Origin of the sequence: Kitasatospora purpeofusca (assembly GCF_000718025.1) — a bacterium.
GTDB lineage: Bacteria > Actinomycetota > Actinomycetes > Streptomycetales > Streptomycetaceae > Kitasatospora > Kitasatospora purpeofusca.
Genome location: NZ_JODS01000005.1, coordinates 68058 through 92500 on the forward strand (window position 1 = coordinate 68058; position 24443 = coordinate 92500).

The window sequence follows — 24443 nt, forward strand, 5'->3', positions numbered from 1 at the left end:
GCCACCACGGTGTGGCAGCGGTGGGCTCAGCCTAGGGAGCGATCACATCGGGATCCAGAATGAATACCGGCCCTTCTCATAGACTCTCGGCTATGAGTCGGGCTACGAGTCTCACCCTGCGCCAGCTGGAGGTCTTCCTCGCGGTGGCCGACACCCTGCACTTCGGCCGGGCGGCCGAGCGCCTGCACATCTCCCAGCCGACGGTCAGCCAGGAGGTCGCCCGGCTGGAGCGGACCGTCGGGGTGGAGCTCTTCGACCGCAGCCGCCGGTCGGTGCGGCTGACCTCGGCCGGGGAGGTGATGGCCGCCGAGTCCGCCCGGCTGCTCGACCAGGCGGGCACCCTGCTCGCCCGGGTGCGGCTGCACGAGGAGACCAGGCTCGGCACGGCCCGGATCGTCGCCTCCCCGACCGTGGTCAACCGGCTGCTGCCCGCCGTGGTGAGCCGGGCCGAGCGCGAGCTGCCCGAACTCGTCCTGGCCGAACTCTCGGTGGACACCGGCCGGGTGTCCGCCACCCTGGCGGGCGAACTCGCCGACCTCGGCCTGGGCCGCTTCCTCGACGACGTGCCCGGCTACCGGCGCGAACGGATCGCCGACGAGCCGGTGCACGTCGCCCTCAGCCGGGACCATCCGCTGGCCGGGCGGGACGCGGTCCGGCTGGACGAGCTCGGCGACCTGCCGCTGCTGCTGTGGCCGCGCGAGCAGAGTCCGCGCTACTACGACCACGTGCTGGCGCTGTGCGCCGAACGCGGGGTGGAGCCGCCGGTCCTGGTCGGCCCGGCCCGGATCGTCGGCTCCCGGCTCTACCTGCTGTCGCAGAGCCGGGCCTTCTCCCTCGTCCCCGCCTCGATGACCGGCCACCTCACCGAGGACGTGGTCACGGTGCGGCTGGCGGGCCGGGCCACGCTCCCGCTGGAGCTCCAGTGGCGCCTGGACGACCGCCGTCCCGGGCTCGCCGCGCTGCGCGAGCTGGTCCGGGAGGAGGCGGCCGCCCTGGAGGCCTGCTGAGCGCCCGACCGGGTGGTGGCCGGAACCGCCGGGCGCCCCGGCCGGGTGGTGGCCGGCACCGCTGAGCACCTGGGCCGGGCCCTGGTCAGAACCGGAGCGACCAGTTGTTGATGGTGCCGGGGAAGTAGCCGCCGACGTCGGTCACCCGCAGCCGCCAGACCCCGGCCGCCGTGTGCGCGGAGGCGTCCACACCGAAGAGGCCGACGAAGTTCGAGTAGGCCTCGCCGATGTCGGTGTCGTGCAGCAGGAACGCGGCGCCGTCCGGGGCGACCAGTTCCACCTTGAGGTCGCCGCGCCACCAGTAGTCGATGTCCACGGCCACGTCCAGGTCGCGCGGCGCCCTGCCGCTCACGCCGGTCACGGTGACCGGCGACTCGACCGTGCCCTTCCCGTCGAAGGTCACCGGCGCCGGCTGGGCGAACAGCGGGCCGCGCGGGCGGTTCGGCACCGTGCCGGTGTACAGCAGCCGGTCCGGGGAGCCCTGGCCGAGCTCGCGCAGCGAGCCGACGGTCGCCGCCGAGATCAGGGCCGCGGACACCTGGGCGGGCGTGGCAGCCGGATGGGACGACAGGTACAGCGCGGCGGCCCCCGCCGCGTGCGGAGCGGCCATCGAGGTGCCCGACATCTCGACCCCGAAGCCGCCGAGGTCGCTCACGTACCAGGCCGACGTGATGGCCACGCCGGGCGCGTAGAGGTCCACCAGCGGGCCGTAGTTGGAGAAGTACGCCTGGGTGTCGTCGCGGTCGGTCGCACCGACGGTGATCGCGCTCGGCACCCGGGCCGGGGAGTGCTCGTTCGCGTCGACGCTCTGGTTGCCGGCCGCGACGGTGTAGGTCAGACCCGTGGCGATCGAGCCCGCCACCGCCGCGTCCATCACCGGGTCCGGGTCGCTGCCGAGGCTCATGTTGACCACCGCCGGGCGGACGGCGTGCCTGGTCACCCAGTCGATGCCGGCCACCACCTGCTCCGTGGTGCCCTCGCCGTCGTCGTTCAGCACCCGGACCGAGACGATCTTCGCGGCCTTGGCGACACCGAACGAACTGCTCGCCACCGTCCCCGCGACATGCGTGCCGTGGCCGTAGCCGTCGTCCGCGACGTCGTCGCCGTCGATCGCGTCGTAGCCGTACGAGGCCCGCCCCTCGAACTCCTCCGAGGTGATCCGCACCCCGGTGTCGATGATGTACGCCGTCACCCCGGCGCCCGCGGTGTCCGGGTAGGTGTAGCGGTCGTCGTAGGGGAAGCGCCGCTGGTCGACCCGGTCCAGCCCCCAGGAGCCCGGCGAGGTCTGCACGCCGTCCACCCGCACCCGGCGGTTCTGCGAGACGACCGCCACCGACGGGTCGGCGGCCAGCCGGCGCGCCTGCCGGGGCGTCAGCGCGGCCGAGAAACCGGGCAGCGCCGCGTCGAAGCTGCGACGCACCGTGCCGCCGTACGAGCGGGCCAGCGCCGCCGCCCCGGCCGCGACCGAACTCCGCTGCGCGGTGCCCGGCTTGAGCACCACCAGATAGGTGCCGGGGACGGCCCCGGGCGATCCCTCCCCCTGCACGATCCCCTCGGGCACCGCCGCCGAGGCGGGGAGCACCCCGCCGGCGCCGATCGACAGCGCGACGGCCGCGCCGAGCACCGCGCAGATCCTGCGCAGGCGTATTCCTGAAACCACCGTCCGACCCCCTCCGGTCCGAGGCCCGGAACCGGCACCTCGCTCCCCCAGATCCTGACGCATCGTCAACTAACCGGCAACGCCCTGTGGTTGTGCTTCGTCGGCGACCGAACCCGGGAACGGGCGGACCGCGGCCGCACGGTGCTCCGGGACTGACACCGCGGCGGGCGGTGCGCTATGTTCCGTACGGAATCGCCCCGGTCGGGGCGGGTTGCCGACCGGGTGGGGGCAGGCAGCATGGACGACTCACGCGACCGGACCGGGGCGGCGACAGGACGGGCAAGACCCGGCACCGCCACGGTCGTTCCCTTCGAGCGCGGCCCCTTCGCCGGGCTCGGCGCCGACGACCTGCGGACCCTGCACGGCCTGGGCACCAGGCGGGTCTACGCGCACAACGAGGCGCTGATGATCGAGGGCGAGCCCGGCGACCGGGTCGTCGTCCTGCTGACCGGCTGGGTCAAGGTGGTGGCCGCCACCGAGGACGGCGGCGAGGCCCTGCTCGCCGTCCGCCAGCCCGGCGAACTCGTCGGCGAACTGGCCGTCCTGGACGGCGAACCGCGTTCCGCCAGCGTCCTCGCCGTGCGCACCAGCACCACCAGGGAGATCGGCGCCGCCGCCTTCCTGGACTACCTCGCCGACCGGCCCGCCGCCGCGCTCGCGCTCCAGCGCTCCGTCACCCGCAAACTCCGCCTGGCCACCCGCTACCGGATCGACGTCGGCCACGGCACCGGCCTGGCCCGGCTCGCCCGCACCCTGCTCATCCTGCTCGACTCCTGCGGCGTGCCCACCGAGCAGGGCCTGCGGATCGACATCCCGCTCAGCCACGCCGACCTGGCGGCGCTCGCCCGGCTCTCCGCCGCCAGCGTCGAACGCTCCCTGCGCACCCTCCGCGACCAGGGCGCCGTCCGCACCGGCTACCGCGGGCTGGTCGTCCGCGACCGCACCCCGCTCGCTGCGGCGGCCGGACTCGCCCTCCCCACCGACCGGGGCGGCCGGTCATGAGCGGCGCCCTCGCGCCCAGGGTGCGCCGGGTCGTCCTGGTGGTCGACATCGAGGCGTACAGCGGGCGGCCGTACTGGGTGCAGCAGGCCGTCCAGGAGCGGCTGGACCGCGCCCTGGACCACGCCTGCGGGCGGGCCGGCGTCGACCGGGGGCGCTGCGAGGCCCAGGACCGGGGCGACGGGCAGCTGCTCCTGCTGCCGCCCGACGTCGACGAGGCCAAGGCGCTGCCCGGGCTCGTCCTCGGCCTGCGCGACGCCCTGCACACCCTCAACCGGGCTCCCGGGACGGCGGGGCGGCTCCGGATCCGGGCGGCCCTCGCCCAGGGCGGGGTGCAGCGGGCCGCCCTCGGGTACGTGGCCCGCGCGGTGGAGACCGCCTGCCGGCTGCTCGACTGCGAGCACGCCCGGTCGGCGCTCAAGGACACCCCGGACACCGATCTGGCGCTGGTGGTCGCCGACGACCTGTTCGCGGACGCCTTCGCGGCGGGCGCCGGCGGCCTCCCGGTGGACGCGTTCACCAGCATCACGGTGGCCGTCCCGGCCAAGCGCTTCAAGACGAAGGCCTGGCTCGGCACACCCCGGGACGGCGCGCTGGTGGTACTCGCCCCGCCGGCCGCGCCCGGCACCCCGCGCCGGGAGCGGCGCTCGGCGCTGCTGCGCGGCCTGGGGGACGCCGCCGTCGGGATCGCCCTCGGCGCGACCCCGCCGACCCACCACCACGACGACCCGCCGCCGCACCACGACGGGGACCCGGCCGACGGGCACCACGAGCAGCAGGACCACGGGCAGCACGGCCACGACGGGACCCACGGGCACGGCGGGGACCACGACGGCTACGGGGACGAGCACCACGGGCAGCACGGTGGAGACGGCTCCCCCCACCACGACGCGGCCCCGCACCACGAGGACAGCTGGCACCACGACGGCTGGGGCACCGACGCCTGGTCGACCGACCCGCACCACCACGACCCCCACCACGAGGACACCGGCACCCCGTACGGCGAGGACCACGGCGGCCACGACGGGCACCACGGCGACCACCACGACCCCTTAGCCTCCCCGGACCACCCCGACCACGACCCCGGCACCGGCCACTGGTGGCACGGCCCGCACCACTGACGCCGGTCGGGGCGGGGCGGCAATGCCTCGAAGATCACCCTATCGAGTGAAGATCGAGATTCGACCCCGCAGATCTGACCGATCGTCACCGAGGATGCATGCGGCACCGGTCGTTCGGCATCGACCATGCCCTCCACCCGCGCCTCCCTCCACCCGGGGCGCCCGGCGGTGGACGTACGCATCGTGGTTGCAACCGAGGGGAATCCGTCGTGAGTGAGCTGGTCAACGCCTCCGATCCGGGCATCGACGTCAATGGCGCGGTATGGGGCAAGGGAGCGGCCGAGAAGACCTACGAGGTGAACGGCTTCGACCCGGCGACGGAGGACGTCAAGCTGTCCTACACCCCGCGCCGGTCGGCGAAGACGGTCTTCAACACCTACCAGGGCGGCAACGGCCTGACCCTGTCCGGGGCCGTGGCGTCGTACACCGCCTACGACGACCGCTACGGCCAGTTCGCCGGCGACGTCAACCTCGACTACCGCCAGGGCGGGCCGGGCGCGGACATTGCCCGCATCCCCGCCGACGCCTTCGACGAGATCGTCATCGGCGGCGTCGGCATCATCGGCGACCAGGGCGAGAAGAAGGACGTCATCGAGCGCGCCGCCCTCGACTTCAAGATCGCCTCCAGCCGGTCCGACCTGCCCGACCGGCGCGGCCGGGCCACGTTCACCGACGGCTGGAACGACGTTCTCGCGCACATCGGCTTCGGCTTCGACGGCTGGTTCAGCGACGACAGCGCCGGCAACTTCACCCAGGACAAGGCCCGCGGCGTGCTCGGCGCCGTCGCCGCCCTGAAGAAGAAGAACCCGAAGCTGAAGGTCGGCCTGGACGTCGGCGGCTGGGAGATGAGCGAAGCGTTCCACCGCATCGCCAAGGAAGCCAAGTCCCGGGAGGCCCTCGCCGACTCCCTCGCCCGAATCTTCCAGGCCTTCCCCATGTTCACCGCCGTCCACCTCGACTGGCAGTTCCCCGGCGTACCCGGCGCACCCGAGAACGCCTACGGCCCCGAGGACCCCGAGAACTTCGCCCAGCTCATCCGCGCGGTCAGGCAGAAGCTCCCGAACGCCACCATCGCCATCAGCGCCCCCGCCGTCGTCGACCGGATCAGGGACATGAACGTCCCGCTGCTCGTCGCCGCCGGCGCGCAGCGCGTCAACCTCCTCGCCTTCGACCACTTCGGCTCCCCGTGGGCCGAAGGCCTCGCACACCACGCTCCGCTGCGCCACGACCCCCACGCCGACGAGCCGCAGAGCGTGGACGCCGCGGTGACGTACCTGGTCGAGGAGCTGAACGTCGCCCCGGGTGTCATCCACCTGGCCTACGCCACCCACACCCGCAACGCCCAGCGGGCGCAGGTCCGGGGGATCTCGCCGCTGAGCGGCTCGTACGAGGCTTACCCCGACCGGACCACGGTCGGCTCGTTCGAGTCGGGCAAGAGCGAGCAGGCGGACATCCTGCGCAACTACCTCGATCTGGAGAACGGCACGGGTCGCAACGGCTTCAGCCTGTACACCGACACCCGCGCCGACGCCGACTTCCTCCACAACCCGGAGAGCGGCGTCTTCATCTCCCTGGACACCCCGCGCACGGTGAAGGCCAAGGCCGAGTACGCCCGCGCCAAGAAGCTCGGTGGCCTGTACGCCTACCGGGCCGACGGCGACACCGGCCTGCTCGCCAACGCCGCCCGCGAAGGGCTCGGCCACACGGTGACCACCACGGTCGTCGACATGAAGCCCCTCTACGTCACCGGTACGAGCTGACCCGCGCACCGCTGCCCAGGAGCGGGTGCTGCGCGCTGTACGAGGGCCCGGCCGCGACCAGCGGCCGGGCCCGCCGCACGCTCGGCAGCCTCGGCATCGGGCCCCGGCTCACCAGCCGTCCTCCGCCGACCGGTCGGGCTGCGGGGCCGGGTCGGGCTCGTGGCCGTTGTCGCCGTGGTAGTAGTCGGACGGGGACTCGTAGGCGGTGTGGTCGGCGGCCTCGACGACGTCCTCGGGGTGGAGGCGGCCGTCGTCCCAGGTCCGGTCGGGGTCGGTCATGGGGTTCCCTCCGGTGGGGTGGCGAAGTAGATGGCCTCGCACAGTTCTCGGGCGATCCGCGCGTACCGGCCGACGTCGCGCAGCGGGCCGTCCTCCAGGCGGCGCCAGTCGCGGGCGGCGTGCGCGGCCGCCCGGCGCAGGGCGGCGGGGGTGGTGTCCTCGGGCAGGCGGAGCCGGGCGGCCGGGGTGCGGCCGGTGGCGAGGGCGAGCAGAGACTCGACTGCGTCCTGGTCGAGTTCGATCCGCCGGGCGGCCACGGCGGCCAGGGCGCGGGCGAGTTCGTGGCGGCGCAGCTCAGGGTGCCGGCGCAGCTCGCCGATCCGGGCGCGGGCCTGCCGGAGCAGGTCGGCGGGGAGGTCCTCGCCGGTGGCCAGGGCCGCCTCGACGGCGCCGAGGGCGGCGGCCGAGCGCAGCACGTCGGCGGTGTCGACGAACCGGCGGGTCAACTGCTCGACCACGGCGGCGATGCCGGAGGCCGCGCGGAACTCCGCCAGCAGCGCGGCCGCGCCGATCGGCCGCCCCTCGGCCCGGTACCGGCGGGCGGCCGCGAGCGCGGTGTCGATGCCGTAGACGCCCAACAGGCCGAACAGCCGCCCGCGTTCGGTGCGGGTGAGCGGCCCGGTGTCCCAGTCGAGGAAGCGCCGGCCGGAGTAGAGGGCGCGGCGCAGCTCCCCGGCGGGCGCGTCGGCGAGCCGGCGGACGAGGGCGGCGTCCGGTTCGGTGAAGTCGTCCCCGAGGGCGGTCTGGGCGAGCAGTCCGACCACCGGGAGGACTTCGTCGACGAGGCCGGCCAGCCGTTCGGCGTTGGTGGCGGCGACCTGGCGGGCGCGCGGCCAGGGGTCGCCGTGGCCCTCGCCGAGCAGGTCGATCCGGCTGAGCACGCCGACGGCGTTGAGCGCGGTCATCCGGCCGTCGGCCTGGGCGCGCAGGGCGCCGAGGGCCTCGGCGTCGCCGGCGCCGGGGTGCGGCATGACGTAGATCATCGCGTCCGCGCGGGCGAGGGCGTCCAGCGCGGGCGCGTCGAGGCCGCTGAGCGAGTCCAGGCCGGGGGTGTCGACGAGTTCGCAGTCGCCGACGGGACGCAGTCCGGCGGCCTCGACCACGACCTCGGCGATCTGCTCGGCGGGCAGGCCGAGGTCGCGGGGGTCGCGCGGCAGGCCGCCGGGCCGCCAGTGCGCGGTTCCGTCCCGGTGGCGGACCTGGATCCGGTTGAGCGGTCCGGGCCGGAACCAGGCCACCACGGTGGTGCACTCGGTGGCGGCGGAGGCGGCGAGCCGGCGGCCCAGCAGGGCGTTCACCAGGGTGGACTTGCCCGCGTTCATCCGGCCGCCGACCGCGATCCGCAGGGTGCGGCCGGCCAGCCGCTCGCGGGCCGCCCGCACCGCCGCGGCGGGCGGCCCCGGGGGCAGCAGGCCCTCGAGTTCGGCGGTGAACCCGGCCACCAGTGGCGCGAGTTCACCGCCGCGCGGCGGGGCGGCCGTCACCGGGCGGCCGACGGGACGGGTGCGGCCGCCGGGGGTACGGTGCCGCGCTGCTCCGCGTTCAGCAGGCGGGCCAGCCGCCGCGACGGGCGGTCGAGCAGGGCCAGCTCCGCCTTCTCCTCCCGGCCCACCTCCTCCCAGTACTTGAGCCGCTTGGCCGCGCTGTCCACCCCTTTGAACCAGGAGACCATGCTGTCGATCCCGTTGGCCTGCTTGCGCAGGTCCTTGATCAGCTCCCTGGTCGAACCGAGGCTCCGGGCGACCTCGTCCGCCCGGTGGGTGAGCAGGACGGACAGGCACCACAGGACGGGCACGGCGACCCCGCGCGTCGATGTGCCGCAGGAGACCGCGACCGCCGTCCCGCGCACCCGGCCGCCGCTGACGAGCAGTTCCTCCAAGGGGGCCGCCGCGGCCCGGGCCCGGGCCCAGTCGGCGGGGTCGGTGACCAGGTCGGCCTTGGTGTAGACGAGCACGACGGGGAGCGGCGTCGGCTGCTCGTCGACGGCGCGGTGCAGCAGCACCACGGTGCGGCGCACCTCGTCCTGGGACTCGGGGTCGGTGGCGAGGCGCTGGGTGTCGGCGAAGACCACCACCGCGTCCGCGTGGGTGAGCCGCTCCAGGAGTTGCGCGGTCTCGGGGTCGTCGGCGGCCGAACCGGTGAGTGCCCCGCCCCGGTAGTCCGTCCACTCGAAGCCGAGGACCTCGCGGCGGCCGAAGGTCAGGCCGGCCGTCAGCTCGGTCCGGCGGGAGGACGGCGGCGGATAGATTCCGCGTCCCAGCAGTTTGCCGGTGGCGGTGAGGTGTTGGGCGAGGGCGGTGTCGGCGGTGGTCAGCCGGAAGCCCTTGCGGCCGGCCGCGAGGCGGGTGTACATCGCGGCGAGGCAGCTGCTCTTGCCCGCGCTGCTGTGGCCGAGGGCGACCAGCCGCAGTTGGGAGAGGTCCATTGCGGTCAGCTCCGGTCCGGGTCGGGGCGGCCGGTGGCGGCCAGGCCGTGCGCGAGGGCGAGGCCCTCGTCGCGCAGGGTGGTGAGGGCGCCGATCCGGCGCTTGGTGCGGTCCCGGGCGGCGGCGAGTTCGGCGGCGGAGGCGGCCAGGTTGCGCCGGTGCTCGGCCAGTCGGCGTTCCAGCCGGAGCCGCTCGTCGGCGATCGCGCGGTCCAGCGCCAGGCCGAGCCGGTCGGCCAACCCGTCGACGTGGTCGGTGATCTGCGCGGGGATCTCGGTGGTCAGCTCGGTCAGCACCCGGTTGAGGTGGCGGGTGGCGTCGCCGCGGACCCGGCCGAGTTCGGCGCGCTGGCGCCGGCGGCGGGTGAGGACCGCGAGCATCGCGTAGCTGGCCACCGCTGGCAGCAGGACGCTGCTGGTGAGCAGGCCGATCACGGTGCCGAAGGTGGCGGCGGTGCCGACGGTCGGGATCACGTTCTCCAGCATCCCGAGCGGACCGCCGTCGCGGTGGGTGGAGCGCACCATCTCCGGCAGCAGGGTGCCGCGTTCGGCGCGGATGACGGCGCCTTCCTCGACGAGTGCCAGTTCCGTGCCGGGCCCGGAACCGTCGGCGCGCCCGTCGCCCTTCCCGTCCGCGTGCCCGGCGTCGAGCACGGTGGCGCACTCGTCGCGGACCCGCTGCTCCAGGACGGCCAGGCCGCGGCGGGCCGCGTTGTCCAGCTGCAGCCAGACCGCCTCCACCTGTGCCTCCAGCTCGGCCGGGAACTCCTCGGCGAGCGCAGCGGGTTCGGAGGTGGCGATCTTCGCCTCGGCGACCTGGCGGACGTCGTTGAGGCTGCGCCGGAAGCCCAGTTGGAGGGTGTTCTTGAGTTCGCGGGAGCCGGTCGTCAGGGCCCGCCGCCACTGCGCGCTCTCCGGCTGGAGCTGCCGCAGCGCCTCCTCGGCCCGCTCGACCTCGGCGGCCAGGCCCGGTTCCTGCTGGAGCGACCGGAGCCGCAGCTCCTGCTCGGCCAGCGGTGCCGCGAGCGCGGCGAGGGCGACGTGCACCACGTTGGCGAGCCGCAGTTCGGCCGCCCGGGCGGCGATCCGGCGGCGCAGCAGCGCCTCCAGCGGTTCGAAGCCGCTCTCCGCCAGGAGTTCGGCCGCCTCGTGGAGTTCGCCCGCGTCGGCGGCCTCGACGGCGTCGCGGCGGGCCCGGTTGCTGACCGGGAACCAGGGTGCCTCGGCGTGCCTGGGGGCGTGCCGGGCGAGCAGTTCGCGGTTGCGTTCGACGACGGTGGGCCAGGCGTCGTAGCTGTCGGTTTTGGTGAGCACGAACACCGTCTCGGCGGTGCGCTCGGTCGCCCGGCCGAGGAAGTCCAGCTCGGAGCGGGTGAGTTCGCTGGATCCGTCGACCACGAAGACCAGTGCGTCGGCGTTCTCCAGGGCGGCCAGGGCGAGTTGGGCGTGCCCGCCGACGAGGCCGCCGACACCGGGGGTGTCGACGAGTTCCAGTCCGGCGGCCAGCAGCGGGACGGGCAGTTCGACCTCGACGTGGTGGACGTCGAGGCGGCGCGGACGGCCGGTGCGCGGGTCGACGGCGGCGTACTCGGCGATCCGCTCCAGGGGGATCTGCTCGGTGCGCGGCGGGGCCTCCGGGGCGTCGCCGTCGGACCGCAGGTGGGCGACGGCGCGCGGGTGCTCGCCGTACCGGACGACGATGTGGACGCCGGTGGCGACGTCGGCGTCGACCGGGAGGAGGTCGGGGACGCCGACCAGGCTGTTGATGGTGGAGCTCTTGCCGCGCTTCTTCTCGCCGACCACCACCAGGGTGGCGGAGCCGTCGGCGGCCCGGGCGGCCTCGTCGCGGAGGCGCTGGACGCCGTCGCCGGCGTCGTCGGACGACGTCTCGGGGGCGCGGTCGGCAGTGCGGTCGGCTGCCCGGTCGGTGTCGGCGGCCTCGGCGGCGGCGGCGCGGGCGGCGCGCTCGAGGAGCTCGGCGGTGCGGGCCGCGAAGTCCAGCACGCGGGCCCGGGAGGGGGCTTCGGGGCGGGGCGGGGTCATGAGGGTTCTCCCGTGGCGGAGTCGTCGGTGGGCCCGGGGCCGGGGGCCTCGGAGCGGGTCTTCTGCGGGTCCGAGGGGGCGGCGGGCGGAGTTCCTGCGGGCGGGGCGGTGGGCGGCGCGGCGGGCGGCGGGGGTCCGGGCTCGTCGAACTCGCCGAACATGCCGGAGAGGTCGGCCTGTTGGGGGTCGACCGCGCGGGTCCGCCGGAACGGCGTGGCCTCCGCCCGACGGCCGGGGGCGGCGGGGCCGGTGGGCCTTGGAACGGTGGACGCGGGACCGGTGGACGCGGGACCGGTGGGCGCCGGGCGGGCGCCGTCGGGCTGCGCCGGGCGGGCGGGCGGCTGCGCCGGGCCGGCCGACGCCTCGTCCAGGTCGCCGTAGTAGCGGCGGCCGGCCCCGGGAGGCTTCTGCGGCCCCGGCGAGGTCGGCGGCTCGGCCGCCCCGGACTCCTCGGCCCCGAAGAGGCCCCGCGTCATCCTCCGCAGCGCCCGGCGACCGGCCCGGAAGGTCTCCGCGAGCGAGGAGTCCGGGTCGCCCGCACCCTCGCTCCCCCCGGTCCCCCCGGTCCCTCCGGCCCCTCCGTCGGATCCCGTCGGTCCGACCGCCGGGCCGGGCCCCACCACGGGCACGGGTCGCGGCGGCGCGGGCCGCGGGGGCGGCGGGGGCCGCAGCAACTCGTACGCCCGGCAGTCCGCACTGGTCAGATGGGTGAACCGGTGCGCCTCGGCGTCGGAGCGCCGCCGCCAGCCGGTGGCCAGCAGGCACCGGTCCCGGGCCGCCCCGGCGGCCGCCGACCAGAGGGCGGCCGCGTCCGACTCGGGCAGCAGATGCGTCCCGGCCGAGTGCGCGGGCAGCCAGACCGCCGCCGTGGGCGAGGGCGCGGCTACCCCGTGCCACGGGGCGGCGACCGGCCGGGTGGTCCTGGGCTCGGCCTCCTCCCGGCCGACCGCCTCCCAGGTCGGCGCGATCCACTCGGTGTAGACCGGCCCGGCCCAGTCGACCAAGTGGGCGGTCAGTTCGGCGAGTTCGGGAATCCTCGGGTCGGCAGCGTCCGGCGCCGCGGCCCGGTACCAGCCCACGAAGCCGTACAGCGGCCGGCCGAACCGGTCGTGCACCATGGTCCGGCTGATCCGGCCCAACTCGCAGGCGGCGCCGACCAGGACGCCGCGGGCGTCGCGGTGGAGCAGGAAGCGCGGGCCCGCCTCCAGTCGGTTCCCGCCCGCGACGGCGGCGCGCACCGCGTCCGCCACCGGTCCCTGCCGGTCGACCCCGGAGGGGAGCGCCCGCCACCACTGGTCGACCTGGAGGGTGCGGCCGTAGACCAGCGCCGACCAGCCGCCCGGCACGGCCGGTTCCGCGTCCGGGTCCGGCGGGGCGGAGGAGGGCTCGGGCTCCGGCCCGTGCTGCGTGTTCGTCGTCATCTCATCAGTCCGTCCGTGAGTCGGTCCGTCGGTCCCTCGCTCCCCCGGTCCCTCAGTCCGTCAGCAACCGGCCGTCACGGAAGATCGGGATCCCCTTCAGCTCGTCGTCGAGGTCGCGGCAGCGGTCCTGGGCCTTCTGGAGGTCGGCGGCGGTCGCGGAACTGCTGGCGACCAACCGGTCGATCTGCTGACGGGCGCTGTCCTTCTGGGCGCCCTTGAACAGCCCGCCGAAGAAGCCCTGGCTGAGCGCGGCCAGTTCGCCGCGCGAGGCGTCCAGACTGTCGGAGAGCCGGGACATCTCCTGCCGGTTCCGCACGATGCCCTCGCTGAGGTAGTGGCGGAGGCTGAAGATGATCGGCAGGTGCAGGTTCTTCGGGGCGATCCGGCTGGCGTCCACGGTCGCCTGGACCGCCCCGCCGAAGTTGCCGAGCTGGACGGCGCAGAGCGCCGTCGTGACGCCCTCGGCCTCGTCACCGGCCAGCCACGGCAGCAGGTTGCGGAGGTTGCGGGCCGCGGCCTGCAGGGCCTCCGAGGCCCGCATGCCCGTGCGCTCGGCGAGCAGATCGGCCTTGGTGAGCAGGACGGTCACGCCGGGCACCGGATCGCCGTCGTCCAGCCGGCGGCTGAAGACCTCGGAGATCGCCCGGCCGAACCGGGAGATCTCCATCGGCTCCCCGAACCGCTCCAGGTTCCCGGGGGTGCCGTGCCGGATCCATTCGGCGACGTGCTCGGAGTCGAGCGCCACGATGATGCTGTCGGACACCGCGATCCGCTCCTGCAGCATGTCGACGTCCTTGGCCGTGCCCCGGCGGTCCAGGGCGGCGTTGCCGCGGAAGTCGACGCAGTCGATGGTCATGAGGTCGCGCATGCCGCGGCGGAACACGAAGTCGTAGGCGATCGGGTCCTCCGAGGTCGCCTTGGGCATCGTGCCGTTGCGGCGCAGCGTGGCCCAGTGCTCGGCGAGGTCGAGGTCGAGGTCGGGATCGGTGGCGTAGAGGTAGTAGCCCTGCACGCCCATCGAGAGGCGGTTGTACATGCCGTGCAGGTAGGCGGTCTTGCCGGAGCCGCTGGCGCCGAGCATGGTCAGGGTGAGCTTGGGAACGGCCATGGTGCGGGGTCCTCTCGGTGAGCAGGGCAGGTCGTGCGGGTCGGGTCAGGAGGCCAGGGGCCGGGAGTCGGGGCGTCCGCTCAGAACGAGAGGACGTCCTCCAGCAGCTCGCCCAGCCGGTCGGCCGGGGCCACCAGCGGCTCCAGGCGGGAGAGTTCAGCGGCAGCGCGGGCCCGGTCGCGGTCCCGGATCGAGGCCCAGGACGGCTCGTCCTCCCACCAGCTGCTGATCCGGTCCCACAGGGTGTCCCGCTGGTCGGCCTGGCGGGCCGAGGCCATCAGGCTCTCGATCGAGGCGGACAGCTCCACGGCCCGGCCGACGATGCCGAACCGGAGCGTCCACAGCACCGGGAGCGCCACGCCCTCCGGCTCCGGCCCGCAGACCAGCGGGATGAACGCCCCCTGGATGTGGCGGGTCTCCTGCACCGCCTCGATCAGCGGCAGGAACGGGACAAGGAAGCGCTCCTCGGCGTCGTCGGCGCCGAGGTCGACCAGGTCGGTCTTGGTGAGGGCGATCACCAGCGGGGTGAGGTTCTCCTCCCGGTCGGAGACCGCCTGGTGGACGCGGACGACGAGCCGGCGGACGTCCTCCGCCGCTTCCGGGTCGGTGTCCAGCCGGAGGGCGTCGACGAACAGCACGATCCCGTCGGCGCGGACCAGGTCGTCGTGCAGCCGGGCGGCCTGCGGGCTGGAGCGGCGGTGCTCGGTCAGCGCGCCGCCGCGGTGGTCCGTCCAGCGGAACGGGAAGATCTCGTCGCCGTCGTGGCAGAGCACGAACTCGTAGCACTGGGGGCGGTCGCTGGCGCGCGGGTAGTGGCCACGCAGGATGGCGCGGGCGTCGGCGAGCAGCGAGCGGTGCGCGTCGCGGTCGGCGGTGCGCAGGGTCATGCCCTCGACGCCGTCGCACATGGCGGCGTACATGAGGGAGAGGTAGCTGGTCTTCCCGGCCGCGCTGTGGCCGAGCATCACGATGTCCATGCGGTTCCTCGGGTTGTCGCGGGTCCTCGGGTCGGGGCGGATCGGGCCGAGTCGGGTCGGCCCCGTTTCCGGGCAGGGCGGAGCGCGGTGCGGCGCTGCGGCGGCGCTCACCTCGCGGACCACCCGGCCGGGTTCAGTCGTAGTCGAACCAGGGGTCGACCTCGGCCGGGTAGTGGGCGACCGCCCAGCGGCCCGGACCGGCGGCCTCGGATCCCGTCCCCCCGGCCGCGGCGCCGTCGGGCGGCGGCGGGGCGGGCGGGTCGGTGAGGGCGCCGAGGGCGACGGCGGCCTTGGGGTCGGCGGCCAGTTCGGGGATCCGGCCGAGCCGGGCGGCGACCAGGTCGGCCACCGGCGGTGTCCGGCTGGCCGCCCCGCAGAGTACGACGGCCCCGAGTTCGGCCGGGGTGAGACCGGCGCGGGCGACGGTGCGTTCCAGCAGCCCCACCGAGGCGGTGAGCGCCGGGGTGACGGCGGCCCGGTACTCGCCGCCCTGCACGACGAACGGTTCCGGGTAGCCGGGCACCGCGAGGTACACCGTGCCGGTGCTCGACAGCGACTCCTTGGCCAGGGTCAACTCACGTGACAGCTGCGAGCGTTGGTGGGAGCCTACGGGCGTCCGGTCGGCCTGGAGCCGCTGCCAGGGCGCCGGGTCGAGGTCCAGGGCCCGGTCCCGGAGCAGTTCGAACAGGGCCTGGTCCAGGTCACGGCCGCCGAAGTCCGGATCCCCCGCCACCGCGACGGCACGGAAGCCGTCCCCCTCCCGGCGGAGGACGGCGGTGTCCACGGTGCCGCCGCCGAGGTCGTAGACGGCGATCGGCGCGCCGTCACCGGCCCGGGCGTTCGCCGCGTGGAAGCGGGCGGCCGCGACCGGTTCGGGCAGCAGTTCCGGCGCGTCCAGCCCGGCCCGCCCGGCGGCCTCGACCAGCCGGTCCAGGTCGGCGGGCGACCAGTCGGCGGGGTGGGTGAGCACGGTGCGCGCCGGGTCCGTCCCGCCGCACACCGCCCGCGCCTCGCCGGCCACCCGGGCGAGCACGGCGGCGACCAGGTCCACGGTGTCCACCTCCCGGTCGTCCAGCAGCACGGCCGGTTGCCGCAGCAGCGCCCGCTTGGGGTGCTGCTCGGCGCGTTCCGGCCGCTGGGCGGCGAGTTGGACGGCGGCCCGGCCGGTGAGCAGCCGGCCGTCGTCGCCCAGGCAGACCAGGGACGGCAGGTAGCGGCTGTTCTCGATCTCGACCGCCGTCGCTGCGCTCCCCGCGCCGTCGGACGCGACGCCGGACCGCGCGCCGGACTCCGTGCCGGGCCGCTCGGCCCGGACGGCCGCGGTGGTGAAACAGGTACCGAAGTCGATGGCCAACGACCAGTCAGACACGTTTCCTCGCAAGGGAGTTGCTGTCGCACGAGGGCGCACGGGCGGAGCCGGAGGGCGATCCTCCGGCAACCCCGCGCAGGATGCTAGGGCCCCGGAGGCATTGGTGGAGAAGTTCGGTACATCTTGTGACAATGGCATGGGCATTGCCGGTCGGAGCCGGGTTCCGACAGCCGGGTGCCGACCGTCGACCGGAGCCCGCTCCAGCAGCGCCGGACCGGGTGGCACCCCGCCCCCGGGCCGGGGTGCCACCACCAGTCTCGGCACACCGTTCGACCGAGACACCGTCAGCTGACCGAATCCGCTGCCACTCCCGTCGATTCGACCCCGCGGCCGGTCCGTGCGAGAGTCGGGACGGACGAGTCGGGGTACACCGCCGCCCCGCCGAGGGAGGTTCCGATGAACACACCCGGCCCGGTCGACGTCCCCGAGGCCTTCGCCACCTCCTACCGCGCCCACGGCACCGCCGAACGCCAATGGATTCGCGAACTTCCCTCGCTCGCGGCCGACTTCCTCGACCGCTGGAGCCTGCACCCGGACGGCCCCGCCGCCCACGGCATGGCCTCCCTGGTCCTCCCGGTCCTTCGGCCGGACGGCTCCCCCGCCGTCCTCCGGCTGCAACAGGTCCGCCCCGAGACCGCCGGGGTGGCGACCGGACTGCGGGCCTGGCGCGGCGACGGCGCCGTCCTGCTGCTCGACCACCACCCCGACAGCGGAACCCAGCTGCTCGAACGGCTCGACGCGACCCGCCCGCTCGGCACTGTCGCCGACGACGACACCGCGCTGCGGCTGCTCGCCGCACTGATGGCCCGGCTGACCGCCACCCCCGCCCCACCGGGCCTGCGCCGGCTCGACGACATCGCCGCCGCCATGCTGGACGAAGCACCCCGCGCCGCCCCGGCCCTGAGCGACCCGGACGAACGCCGACTGCTGCGGGACTGCGCGGCGGCCGTCGCCCCGCTGCTCGCCGAGCCCGGCGACCGGCTGCTGCACTGGGACCTGCACGACGGCAACGTGCTGGCCGGCGAACGCGAGCCCTGGCTCGTCATCGACCCCGAACCGCTCTCCGGCGACCCGGGGTTCGAACTGCTCCCCGCCATCGACCAGCGCTGGGACACCGTCCTGGCCGGCGCCGACGCGGGCCGCACCGTACTGCGCCGCTTCGACCTGCTCACCGAAGCCCTCGGACTCGACCGCCCCCGCGCCGCCGGCTGGACCCTCGCCCGGGTACTGCAGAACGTCCTCTGGGACATCGAGGACGGCCGGACCGCCCTGGAGCCGACCCAGACGGCCATCGCCACAGCGCTGCTGCGCCACCGCCGCGGTTAGGGCCTGAGAGCGTCAGGCTCAAGAAAGGCTCAGGAAAGGCTCAGGAACGGTTCGTCGGCGGTCCGACCTGCCGTACGATCCGGGGCGAGGCGCACCGGTCCCGTCGGCGCGCCCGGGATCGAGGGGGAACACCGATGAAGCGCATCATCGCGGGACTGTCGTCCCTGCTGTGGTTCGCCGGTCTGGGCGACCGGAAGCGCACGGCACAGCCGTACTCGCCGGAGGGCGACAACTACCGCCAGACCGGGGGCGGCGGCTTCCACCTGTGAGCGTGCGGGCCCTCATGAGGGCCCGCACCTCCCCGGTTCGGCCACCCGTCGGCGCGGCCTGGACCGACGCCGGATCAGGGCCTAGCGTGATCCGCGCGATGTCGTCGGCACGGGGGGTGCCATGCACGAGTATCTCGATCCACCGCGCGCGCTGCCGCCGCCGAAGGGCGGGACCGGCCGACGCTCGACCGCGTGGACGCTCGGGACCGGTGGCGCGGTCGCCCTGGCCTCGGCCTGGTCCCTGGGCACGCTGCTGGTGGTCCCCTGGCACCCGGCACCGCGCTGGGAGGTGCTGCTGTCCTTCGCCGTCACCGTGCTGCTCGGCCTCGCCTGGCTGCTCGCCTCCCGGCTCGCCCCGGCGCTCGGACCCGCCGAGCCTGCCCCGCCCCGGCCCCGGCCGTCACCCGCCGAACTGCGCGGGATCGCGGCGCGGACGGCGAGGCGCTCCCGCCGGTCGGTCCTGAGCGGCTGGGCGATGGTGCTGCCGGCGCTCTGGACCGTCCCGGTCGTCCTCCTGACCGCGCACCAGCCGCTCGAACACAAGCTGATCGCCAGGCACAAGGCCCTGGTCGCCGCCGGGGCCCGGTGGACCGACAACACGGTGGCCCTCTCCACGGCGGAGGCCGCGGGACGGCCGCGCGAGCACGGCCCGACGATCGCCGTGCACCCCGCCGGGCAGCCCGAGGCGTCGCTGGCGGTCGAGAACGAGCGCGGCAAGCTGGACCGTCTCGCGGCCGGGGACAGCCTCCGGATCCTGCGCGACCCGGAGCACCCCGGTCTCGGGATGTTCCCGGAACCCCTGCTCCCCCTGGTCCACCCCGGCCGCCCGTTCGCGAGCAGCCGCTTCGTGCCCGTCCTCATAACCATGCTGGTGATCTGGTACTGCCTTCTGTACGGCGTCCTGGGCCGCCGCGTCCTGCTTCCGACCCGCCTGCTGCGGGTCCGGGAGTACCCGCTGACCACCGATCCACCGCACACCGGCTGCGACGAGCCCGAGGACGCCACCAGCCCGGTGATCGACTGGCAGCGGGTCCGGGTCCACGGCACCGTCTTCGAATGGACCTTCCGAACCGGGGCCTCCGACGACAGCGACGTCGCCGCCCGCTCGGGCCTGCGCCTCGACCCCGAGGCCGCCGACCCGTCACCGGACCCGGGTCCGGGCTCGCTCGCCTTCCAGACCCACGCCGCCCGCTTCGCCGACTCGGACGTCACGGGCCGGACGGCCGTCCGGCTCGCCGGTGCCGCCGGGTGGCTCGGCCGCCAGAGCGGCGGTACGGGCGGCGCGTTCGCCGTCCTGGTGCTCGACAACGGAGAGACCTGGTGGGGCTTCGACCACCCCCTGGTACCGGCCGGGACCGACCCGTCCACCACCGGGCCGACGGACACACCCCCGGACGGCGGTACCGGCACGGACACGGACGCACCGGTCGTACCGCTCCGCCTGCCGCCGCTGACGCAGGTCTTCGGGCCGGACGAACGACTCGGCCTGAGCGCCCTCGGCCTGTACCCGATGGGTGCGATCTGGCTGAACTCCACCGGCGTCCTCCTCCGTTTCAGCGGAGTGGCGGTGTTCGCGGTCGAGGTGGTCGGCGCCGCCGCCTGGACCGCCCTGGGCTTCGGCGTGGCGACCCTGGTCGAACGCCGGCGGGCCCGACAGCAGTCGGCACCCACGGGCGCACCGATCGGCTGACGGGCTGACAGGCACTCGACGCCCCACCCGCGCCCGCCCGTTCCGTTCACGCGGGCGCGCACGGGGCGCACAGGGCGCACGAACGGGTGGCTGGCATCGGCCACCCGGCCCCCGGCCGGAACCGGTCGGGTGACTCGCCGGTTGCACTCGCGTGAACCACCTCCGCCGCGCACTTCGCGGTACCGCACACCTCGTCACCCGGCTCTGCTCCGCCGTCGAGCATCTCGACACCCGCGCCGACGCGGCCCTCCGGGCGCGGCTGCGCCCGCTCGTCACCCGGTTGGCGGACCTGGTGCGCCGGATGGCCGAGGCCAACTGCGGCGACGCACTCGCCCGCCACCTCCCCTGCCGCGCCCGCGACCGCAACAACACCGAGCGCAGCAACGGGCGCACCCGCCACCGGAAGCGTTCCGCGCTCGACGACTGACACACCACCGGCCCCGGCGGACGTCCAGGAGGACGGTCCACCGGGGCCGGTCGGTCGCGCCGATCAGGAGCGGCTCGGAGGCAGGACGGGAACGCGTCAGGCGCGGCAGGTCCCGGTGGCCCAGTCGACGGTCGCCGTCGCCTGCGAGTACTTCCACTCCGGCGCGAGCAGCTCACGGTCCAGCTGGGCGGCGGCGTTGCCGTCCTCGACGATGTAGCCGAAGTCCTGCAGCCAGGCCGGGTACAGGTTCTTCGAGCCGATGTAGAAGGCCGAGTCGTCCACCGCGACCAGCTTGTGGTGCAGCGCGTACGGGTGGCCGTCGGCCCAGGTGGCGGTGGGCGCGGCGCGGAAGGTGGCGAGCTGCAGGTTGCCGCACAGCGCGGCGGCGGCCTTCCCCTTGTCGCCGGTGAGCGCGGTCAGCCGGGCCTTGAGCACGTCGCTGATCTCGGCGAGGGACTTGATCTGCGAGTAGCCGCCGCTGCCGACCGCTCCCCGGTTGGCCGGGTCGCTGACCACGATCCGCACCTTGACCCCGTCGGCGAGCTTGGCGGCGAGGGTGTCGTAGAGGCGGGAGTCGTAGCGGGCCAGCGGCGGGCAGGTGGCGTTGAGGTCCTGCTGGGAGATCTCGATGTGCTTGCGCGCGCTGCCGACGAGGGCGCGCAGGGCGTTCTCCTCGGGGTTGACCGTCTCGTAGTCGCGGTCGGCGTTGGTGTTGTCGTGCAGGGTGAGCATGCTGCACTTGGCGTCCGCCGCGCCCGCCACCGGCCCGGGCCGGTACGCGGACTTGGCGTCGACGTCCTTGATGCCGACGCCCAGGCCGCCGACGGCGATCACCGGGACGCCGCCGGTGGCGGCGGCCGGCGGGTTGAGCTCGCGCTCGATCGACGGGCGGCAGTCGCCGCCGTCCGAGGAGGCGAACCACGCGTTGTCGAACAGCCCGGTGCGCCCGCAGGTCCACTCCCAGAGGGTGTCCAGGTAGCGGGCGGCGGAGGTCGCGGCGGGACCGTTCAGCGCGAGGTCGACGTCCGACACCGGGTGGGCGGTGTCGAGGTAGTCGTTCTTCCAGCCGTTGATGCCGCCGGAGATGACGGTGCGTCCGTCGACGACCAGGATCTTGGAGTGGTTCCAGGAGAAGGCGGTGCGCGAGGCGGTCATCGAGGCGATGTTGAGGCTGACCGAGGAGGCGGCGGGGCCGAGCTTGGCGACCAGTTCGTCCCGGTAGCGGAAGGGCAGCACGTTGGCGTGGTAGACCGGCGCGGCTCCGACCAGGATCCGCACGACGGGGCGGTTCCCGGCCGCGACGGCGGCCTTCAGACCGGCCACGATCGCGTCCTCGAAGCCGCCCTCGGGGAACGGCGCGAGGGTGGAGATGTCGACGGTGCGGGTCGCGGCGGCGACGTCGGCCGTCGTCTTCGCCAGCAGGGCGCGGGTGCCGGGCCGGTCGGCGCAGGCGGGGTCGCCCCAGCAGCCGGGTGTCTGGAGCAGCCAGTCGGCCGGGTCGGCGGCGTTCCCGGCGCCGGGCAGGCTGTTGCCCTCGGTGCGCTGCCACACGGTGCCCTCCAGTCCGGGGGACACCTCCCGCAGGACGCGCTCGACGGCGTCGAGGTGGGTGGCGTCCGAGGCCGCCGGTGTCCCGGACGCCGCGTGGGCGGGCGCGGTGGGCACGACGGCGAGCAGGGTGGTGGCAGCGGCGGCGGCGAGGGCGGTGCGCAGCGCGCGACCGGAGCGGCGGGAGCCGGGTCGGGACACGTGATGTTCCTTCAGAGCATGGCGGGCGGTTCGTGGTTCACCCGTCGGACGCCGCAAGATTACCCAGAAGTAACATCTAATCCAATTTGCACATGACAATGAGCCACCGGCCGGAATCCCACCCGCCGTTCGGCCCCCGCCACCCGGCCCCCGCCGTCCGTCGGGGGCATCACCGCACGTCAGGACGGCGTCGGTCGGATCCGGCGGACGCCCGCCGGATCCGGCCCGTGGTGCAACCCCTCCAAGATCCGCTCATGATCGTTGTCCCCGGACACCGCCCGCGTCCGCGCCCCCGCCACCGCAGACTGGCAGCACGCGGCGGACCCCACCGGACGCCGCACCCCGTTCCCGCCGCGCCCCCGGCCGACCCCCAGGACGTACCACCATGACCCCGCGTGTCCTCACTCCCCGCAACCGGGGCTTCCTCTTCCTCGACGCCCACCCGGAGGGCTGCCGACAGCTGGTGACCGACATGTGGGAAGCCTGCCCCGCCCCGGCCCGGGTGCCCGACGGTGACGGTCCGGTCGCCCTGGTCATCGGCTCCTCGGCCGGTTACGGCCTCGCCGCCACCGTCGCCGGGCTCAAGCGGGCCGGAGTCCGCGGGATCGCGGTGTCCTTCGAGAAGGCCCCGACCGAACGGCGCACCGCCACCGCGGGCTGGTACCGCACCGCCGCCACCGCCGAACTCGCCCGCGCGGCCGGACGGGACCTGGTGTTCCTGAACGGCGACGCCTTCTCCGACCCGGTGAAGGAGCAGGTCGCCGAGCTCCTCCAGGAGCGCTTCGGCGGCCGGCTGGACCACCTCGTGTACTCCGTCGCCGCGCCCCGCCGCACCGACCCCGACACCGGCACCACCTACGCCTCCGTGCTCAAGCCGATCGGCGGGGCGAGCCGCACCAGCACCCTGGTCTTCGACGACGAGGGCGGCGCGGAGGTCCGCGAGGTCGAGACCGCGCCGGCCGAGGGCGACGACATCGAGCAGACCGTGGCCGTGATGGGCGGCGCGGACTGGGAGCGCTGGATCGACCACCTGGCCGCCCGGGGCCTGCTCGCCGAGGGCTTCACCACCGCCGCGCTGTCGTACATCGGCTCGCCGCTGACGGCCGCGATCTACCGTCAGGGCACCATCGGCGCGGCCAAGGTGCACCTGGAGGCCACCGCCCGGGCCCTGGACGAGCGGCTCGGCGCCACGGTCGGCGGGCGGGCCGTGACCTCCGTCAACGGCGCCGCCGTCACCCAGTCCTCCACCGCCGTCCCCGGCATCGCCCTCTACACCGGCCTGCTGCGCGGCGTCCTCGGCGAGGGCATGGTCCCGCCGGTCCACCAGCTCGCCGCCCTGTGGGACCAGCTCACCGGCACCGCCCCGCTCGCCCTCGACGAGGAGGGCCGGGTCCGCCTGGACGGCTGGGAACTCGCCGACGCCGTCCAGGCCGCCGTGGCCGAACGCTGGCGGGCCGCCACCACGGACACCGTCGGCGGGCTCGCCGACCTCGACTGGTTCCGCGCCGAGGTCCGGCGCCTCTACGGCTTCGCCGTGCCGGGGGTCGACTACGCCGCTCCGGTCGCCACCGACGTCCCCTGGCCCGCCCCCACCGCCTGACCGTCCGACGCGTCTGCCACGCAAGCCCCGGTCCTGGCCCCAGCCCCAGCACCGGCCCCGGCCCCGGCACCGGCCTCCGCCCCGGCCCGGTGCTCGCTCGGGGTGACGCCGTACCACTCACGGAAGGCGCGACTGAAGACGGCATGGCTGGAGAAGCCCCAGCGGGCGGCGACGGCCTGGACGGAACGGTCACCGGGGTCGCGGCGGGCGAGGTCGGCGTGGGACCGCTCCAGCCGGCGGCGACGAACGGTGGCCGCGACGCTCTCGGGCCGGTCCTCGAAGAGCGCGTAGAGGGCGCGCAGGGACAGGTTGTGACGCTCGGCTATCAGCCGGGGTGTGAGGTCCGGATCGCCGAGGTTGTGCTCGATGAACGCGAGGACGCGTTCCAGCGTCAGCCTGGCCCGGGCGTCCGCCGGCACCTCGTCCAGCGCTCCCAGCTGGTGGGCCAGACAGGCGCCGACCAGATCGAGCACCACCGGCCCGAGACCGGCCAGCTCCTCCTCCGCGCAGTACGGCGCCTGGCCGACCAGGGTGTTCAGGAAGCCGGAGAGGATCGCCCCGCTGCCCCGCCGGGCGGGGATGCGCCGGGCGAGCAGCCGGTCCACCCGCTCGGGGCGCAGCGGTACCGCGGACCGGGGGACCTGGAGCACCACGGCCCGGACCGGTCCGTCGGCGCGCACGCACTCGGTCGTCATCGGGCGCGAGGTGTCCGCCAGCACCATGTCCCCGGCGATCAGCTCGTCCCGGCCCGTGTGGGAGAGCCGGAAGGAGCCTCCCGACACCAGGGTCAGCTGGTAGTCCTCGGGATCGCCCTGCCGGACGTGTGCCGCCGAGCGCCGCGCCACGATCGGCGAGTAGGCGAACGAGGCCATGCGGACCGGCCCCAGCTCCACGCCGGCGATGTCGGCGTGGAAACCGGCGGCGTGGTCCGTACTGATGGACAGCGGCATCACTTCGCTGGCGACGGCCTCGCGGAACCACTCGAACCGGTCCTCCGCCGGCACGACCGCCGCCGACACGCTCGACCACCCCATGGGACCCCCGTCCTCGCGCCGTGTCGGTCCGGGCCGTCGATCGCCCGGCCCCGACCTCGGACGACGATGTCCGCCGCCACCTGTCCATGATCCACTACACGCCGCCCCGGAGCGTCCGGGGACGGCGCCGCCCGCCCCGGGGTGACGGGACGGGCGGCGGCGGGAGGCGGTAGGAGACGG

21 protein-coding genes are annotated in these 24443 nt (G+C 75.0%); 9 read left to right on the forward strand and 12 right to left on the reverse strand.

Annotated features, from left to right (window positions below; translation table 11 throughout):
* The first annotated feature begins 92 nt into the window (after nt 1-92).
* Nucleotides 93-1007, forward strand: a complete 915-nt coding sequence (locus IF01_RS0110300) for a LysR family transcriptional regulator (RefSeq protein ID WP_051742727.1) — start codon at nt 93-95, stop codon at nt 1005-1007.
* An 85-nt stretch (nt 1008-1092) separates the two neighbouring features.
* Here the strand turns inward: IF01_RS0110300 and IF01_RS0110305 are convergent, their stop codons facing one another.
* Nucleotides 1093-2667 (reverse strand): S8 family peptidase, encoded by a 1575-nt coding sequence (locus IF01_RS0110305; RefSeq protein ID WP_051755114.1) that lies wholly within the window; start codon nt 2665-2667, stop codon nt 1093-1095.
* Nucleotides 2668-2904: 237 nt separating this feature from the next.
* Between IF01_RS0110305 and IF01_RS0110310 the strand changes: the two genes are divergently transcribed.
* The 3 genes from IF01_RS0110310 (at nt 2905) to IF01_RS0110320 (ending at nt 6547) form a co-directional block, all read left to right on the forward strand.
* The gene (locus IF01_RS0110310; RefSeq protein ID WP_051755117.1) at nt 2905-3669 is read left to right on the forward strand and encodes a Crp/Fnr family transcriptional regulator; all 765 of its coding nucleotides are present in this window, start codon (nt 2905-2907) and stop codon (nt 3667-3669) included.
* Nucleotides 3666-4787 (forward strand): hypothetical protein, encoded by a 1122-nt coding sequence (locus IF01_RS43740; protein WP_051755118.1) that lies wholly within the window; start codon nt 3666-3668, stop codon nt 4785-4787. Before IF01_RS0110310 ends, IF01_RS43740 begins: the two co-directional genes overlap by 4 nt.
* A gap of 209 nt (nt 4788-4996) precedes the next feature.
* Nucleotides 4997-6547: a glycosyl hydrolase family 18 protein gene (locus tag IF01_RS0110320; protein ID WP_030393023.1), complete on the forward strand. Its 1551-nt coding sequence runs from the start codon at nt 4997-4999 to the stop codon at nt 6545-6547.
* Here the strand turns inward: IF01_RS0110320 and IF01_RS50935 are convergent.
* The 9 genes from IF01_RS50935 to IF01_RS0110365 form a co-directional block, all read right to left on the reverse strand.
* A complete protein-coding gene (locus tag IF01_RS50935) occupies nt 6531-6659 on the reverse strand; it encodes a hypothetical protein (RefSeq protein ID WP_279617256.1) in 129 nt (42 codons plus the stop codon). The two genes, IF01_RS0110320 and IF01_RS50935, sit on opposite strands and share 17 nt — an antisense overlap.
* On the reverse strand, nt 6656-6826 hold the full coding sequence (locus tag IF01_RS48165; RefSeq protein ID WP_157855193.1) for a hypothetical protein: 171 nt from the start codon (nt 6824-6826) through the stop codon (nt 6656-6658). Before IF01_RS48165 ends, IF01_RS50935 begins: the two co-directional genes overlap by 4 nt.
* Nucleotides 6823-8310 (reverse strand): dynamin family protein, encoded by a 1488-nt coding sequence (locus tag IF01_RS50940; RefSeq protein ID WP_030393024.1) that lies wholly within the window; start codon nt 8308-8310, stop codon nt 6823-6825. The genes IF01_RS48165 and IF01_RS50940 overlap by 4 nt, the downstream gene beginning before the upstream one ends.
* Nucleotides 8307-9251: a TRAFAC clade GTPase domain-containing protein gene (locus tag IF01_RS0110340; protein WP_030393025.1), complete on the reverse strand. Its 945-nt coding sequence runs from the start codon at nt 9249-9251 to the stop codon at nt 8307-8309. Before IF01_RS0110340 ends, IF01_RS50940 begins: the two co-directional genes overlap by 4 nt.
* Nucleotides 9252-9256: 5 nt before the next feature.
* Nucleotides 9257-11293 carry a dynamin family protein gene (locus IF01_RS43750; RefSeq protein ID WP_051755119.1) on the reverse strand — a complete coding sequence of 679 codons (2037 nt, stop codon included), beginning with the start codon at nt 11291-11293 and terminating at the stop codon, nt 9257-9259.
* The gene (locus IF01_RS43755; protein ID WP_030393027.1) at nt 11290-12714 is read right to left on the reverse strand and encodes a hypothetical protein; all 1425 of its coding nucleotides are present in this window, start codon (nt 12712-12714) and stop codon (nt 11290-11292) included. Before IF01_RS43755 ends, IF01_RS43750 begins: the two co-directional genes overlap by 4 nt.
* Nucleotides 12715-12766: 52 nt before the next feature.
* Entirely contained in the window at nt 12767-13822 is a 1056-nt protein-coding gene (locus IF01_RS0110355) for a hypothetical protein (protein WP_030393028.1), read from the reverse strand.
* Nucleotides 13823-13902: 80 nt separating this feature from the next.
* Nucleotides 13903-14799: a TRAFAC clade GTPase domain-containing protein gene (locus tag IF01_RS43760; protein ID WP_030393029.1), complete on the reverse strand. Its 897-nt coding sequence runs from the start codon at nt 14797-14799 to the stop codon at nt 13903-13905.
* 133 nt (nt 14800-14932) lie between these two features.
* Nucleotides 14933-16168 (reverse strand): Hsp70 family protein, encoded by a 1236-nt coding sequence (locus tag IF01_RS0110365; protein ID WP_157855194.1) that lies wholly within the window; start codon nt 16166-16168, stop codon nt 14933-14935.
* Nucleotides 16169-16564: 396 nt separating this feature from the next.
* Here IF01_RS0110365 and IF01_RS0110370 point away from each other — a divergent pair, with 396 nt between their 5' ends.
* The 4 genes from IF01_RS0110370 to IF01_RS0110385 all read left to right on the forward strand — a co-directional run bounded on the left by IF01_RS0110370 (nt 16565) and on the right by IF01_RS0110385 (nt 19880).
* Complete coding sequence (locus IF01_RS0110370; RefSeq protein ID WP_030393031.1) at nt 16565-17494, forward strand: aminoglycoside phosphotransferase family protein; 930 nt, start codon at nt 16565-16567, stop codon at nt 17492-17494.
* 134 nt (nt 17495-17628) lie between these two features.
* Entirely contained in the window at nt 17629-17763 is a 135-nt protein-coding gene (locus IF01_RS50945; protein ID WP_255360314.1) for a hypothetical protein, read from the forward strand.
* A gap of 121 nt (nt 17764-17884) precedes the next feature.
* On the forward strand, nt 17885-19453 hold the full coding sequence (locus IF01_RS0110380) for a hypothetical protein (RefSeq protein WP_030393032.1): 1569 nt from the start codon (nt 17885-17887) through the stop codon (nt 19451-19453).
* A 151-nt stretch (nt 19454-19604) separates the two neighbouring features.
* Nucleotides 19605-19880 (forward strand): hypothetical protein, encoded by a 276-nt coding sequence (locus tag IF01_RS0110385; protein ID WP_030393033.1) that lies wholly within the window; start codon nt 19605-19607, stop codon nt 19878-19880.
* Between the two features lie 96 nt (nt 19881-19976).
* Here the strand turns inward: IF01_RS0110385 and IF01_RS0110390 are convergent, their stop codons facing one another.
* Entirely contained in the window at nt 19977-21629 is a 1653-nt protein-coding gene (locus IF01_RS0110390) for a phospholipase D-like domain-containing protein (RefSeq protein WP_030393034.1), read from the reverse strand.
* A gap of 385 nt (nt 21630-22014) precedes the next feature.
* On the opposite strand from IF01_RS0110390, the gene fabV reads away from it, so the two are divergent.
* Nucleotides 22015-23229, forward strand: a complete 1215-nt coding sequence (gene fabV, locus IF01_RS0110395; RefSeq protein ID WP_030393035.1) for an enoyl-[acyl-carrier-protein] reductase FabV — start codon at nt 22015-22017, stop codon at nt 23227-23229.
* Here fabV and IF01_RS0110400 read toward each other — a convergent pair.
* Nucleotides 23178-24263 (reverse strand): AraC-like ligand-binding domain-containing protein, encoded by a 1086-nt coding sequence (locus IF01_RS0110400; protein WP_078879854.1) that lies wholly within the window; start codon nt 24261-24263, stop codon nt 23178-23180. The two genes, fabV and IF01_RS0110400, sit on opposite strands and share 52 nt — an antisense overlap.
* Nucleotides 24264-24443 lie beyond the last annotated feature (180 nt).

Coding starts and splice junctions, on each gene's coding strand:
- IF01_RS0110300 (WP_051742727.1), top strand. CDS start 93: ATGAGTCGGGCTACGAGTCTCACCCTGCGCCAGCTGGAGGTCTTCCTC.
- IF01_RS0110310 (WP_051755117.1), top strand. CDS start 2,905: ATGGACGACTCACGCGACCGGACCGGGGCGGCGACAGGACGGGCAAGA.
- IF01_RS43740 (WP_051755118.1), top strand. CDS start 3,666: ATGAGCGGCGCCCTCGCGCCCAGGGTGCGCCGGGTCGTCCTGGTGGTC.
- IF01_RS48165 (WP_157855193.1), bottom strand. CDS start 6,826: ATGACCGACCCCGACCGGACCTGGGACGACGGCCGCCTCCACCCCGAG.
- IF01_RS0110340 (WP_030393025.1), bottom strand. CDS start 9,251: ATGGACCTCTCCCAACTGCGGCTGGTCGCCCTCGGCCACAGCAGCGCG.
- IF01_RS43750 (WP_051755119.1), bottom strand. CDS start 11,293: ATGACCCCGCCCCGCCCCGAAGCCCCCTCCCGGGCCCGCGTGCTGGAC.
- IF01_RS43755 (WP_030393027.1), bottom strand. CDS start 12,714: ATGACGACGAACACGCAGCACGGGCCGGAGCCCGAGCCCTCCTCCGCC.
- IF01_RS0110355 (WP_030393028.1), bottom strand. CDS start 13,822: ATGGCCGTTCCCAAGCTCACCCTGACCATGCTCGGCGCCAGCGGCTCC.
- IF01_RS43760 (WP_030393029.1), bottom strand. CDS start 14,799: ATGGACATCGTGATGCTCGGCCACAGCGCGGCCGGGAAGACCAGCTAC.
- IF01_RS0110370 (WP_030393031.1), top strand. CDS start 16,565: ATGAACACACCCGGCCCGGTCGACGTCCCCGAGGCCTTCGCCACCTCC.
- IF01_RS50945 (WP_255360314.1), top strand. CDS start 17,629: ATGAAGCGCATCATCGCGGGACTGTCGTCCCTGCTGTGGTTCGCCGGT.
- IF01_RS0110380 (WP_030393032.1), top strand. CDS start 17,885: ATGCACGAGTATCTCGATCCACCGCGCGCGCTGCCGCCGCCGAAGGGC.
- fabV (WP_030393035.1), top strand. CDS start 22,015: ATGACCCCGCGTGTCCTCACTCCCCGCAACCGGGGCTTCCTCTTCCTC.
- IF01_RS0110400 (WP_078879854.1), bottom strand. CDS start 24,263: ATGGGGTGGTCGAGCGTGTCGGCGGCGGTCGTGCCGGCGGAGGACCGG.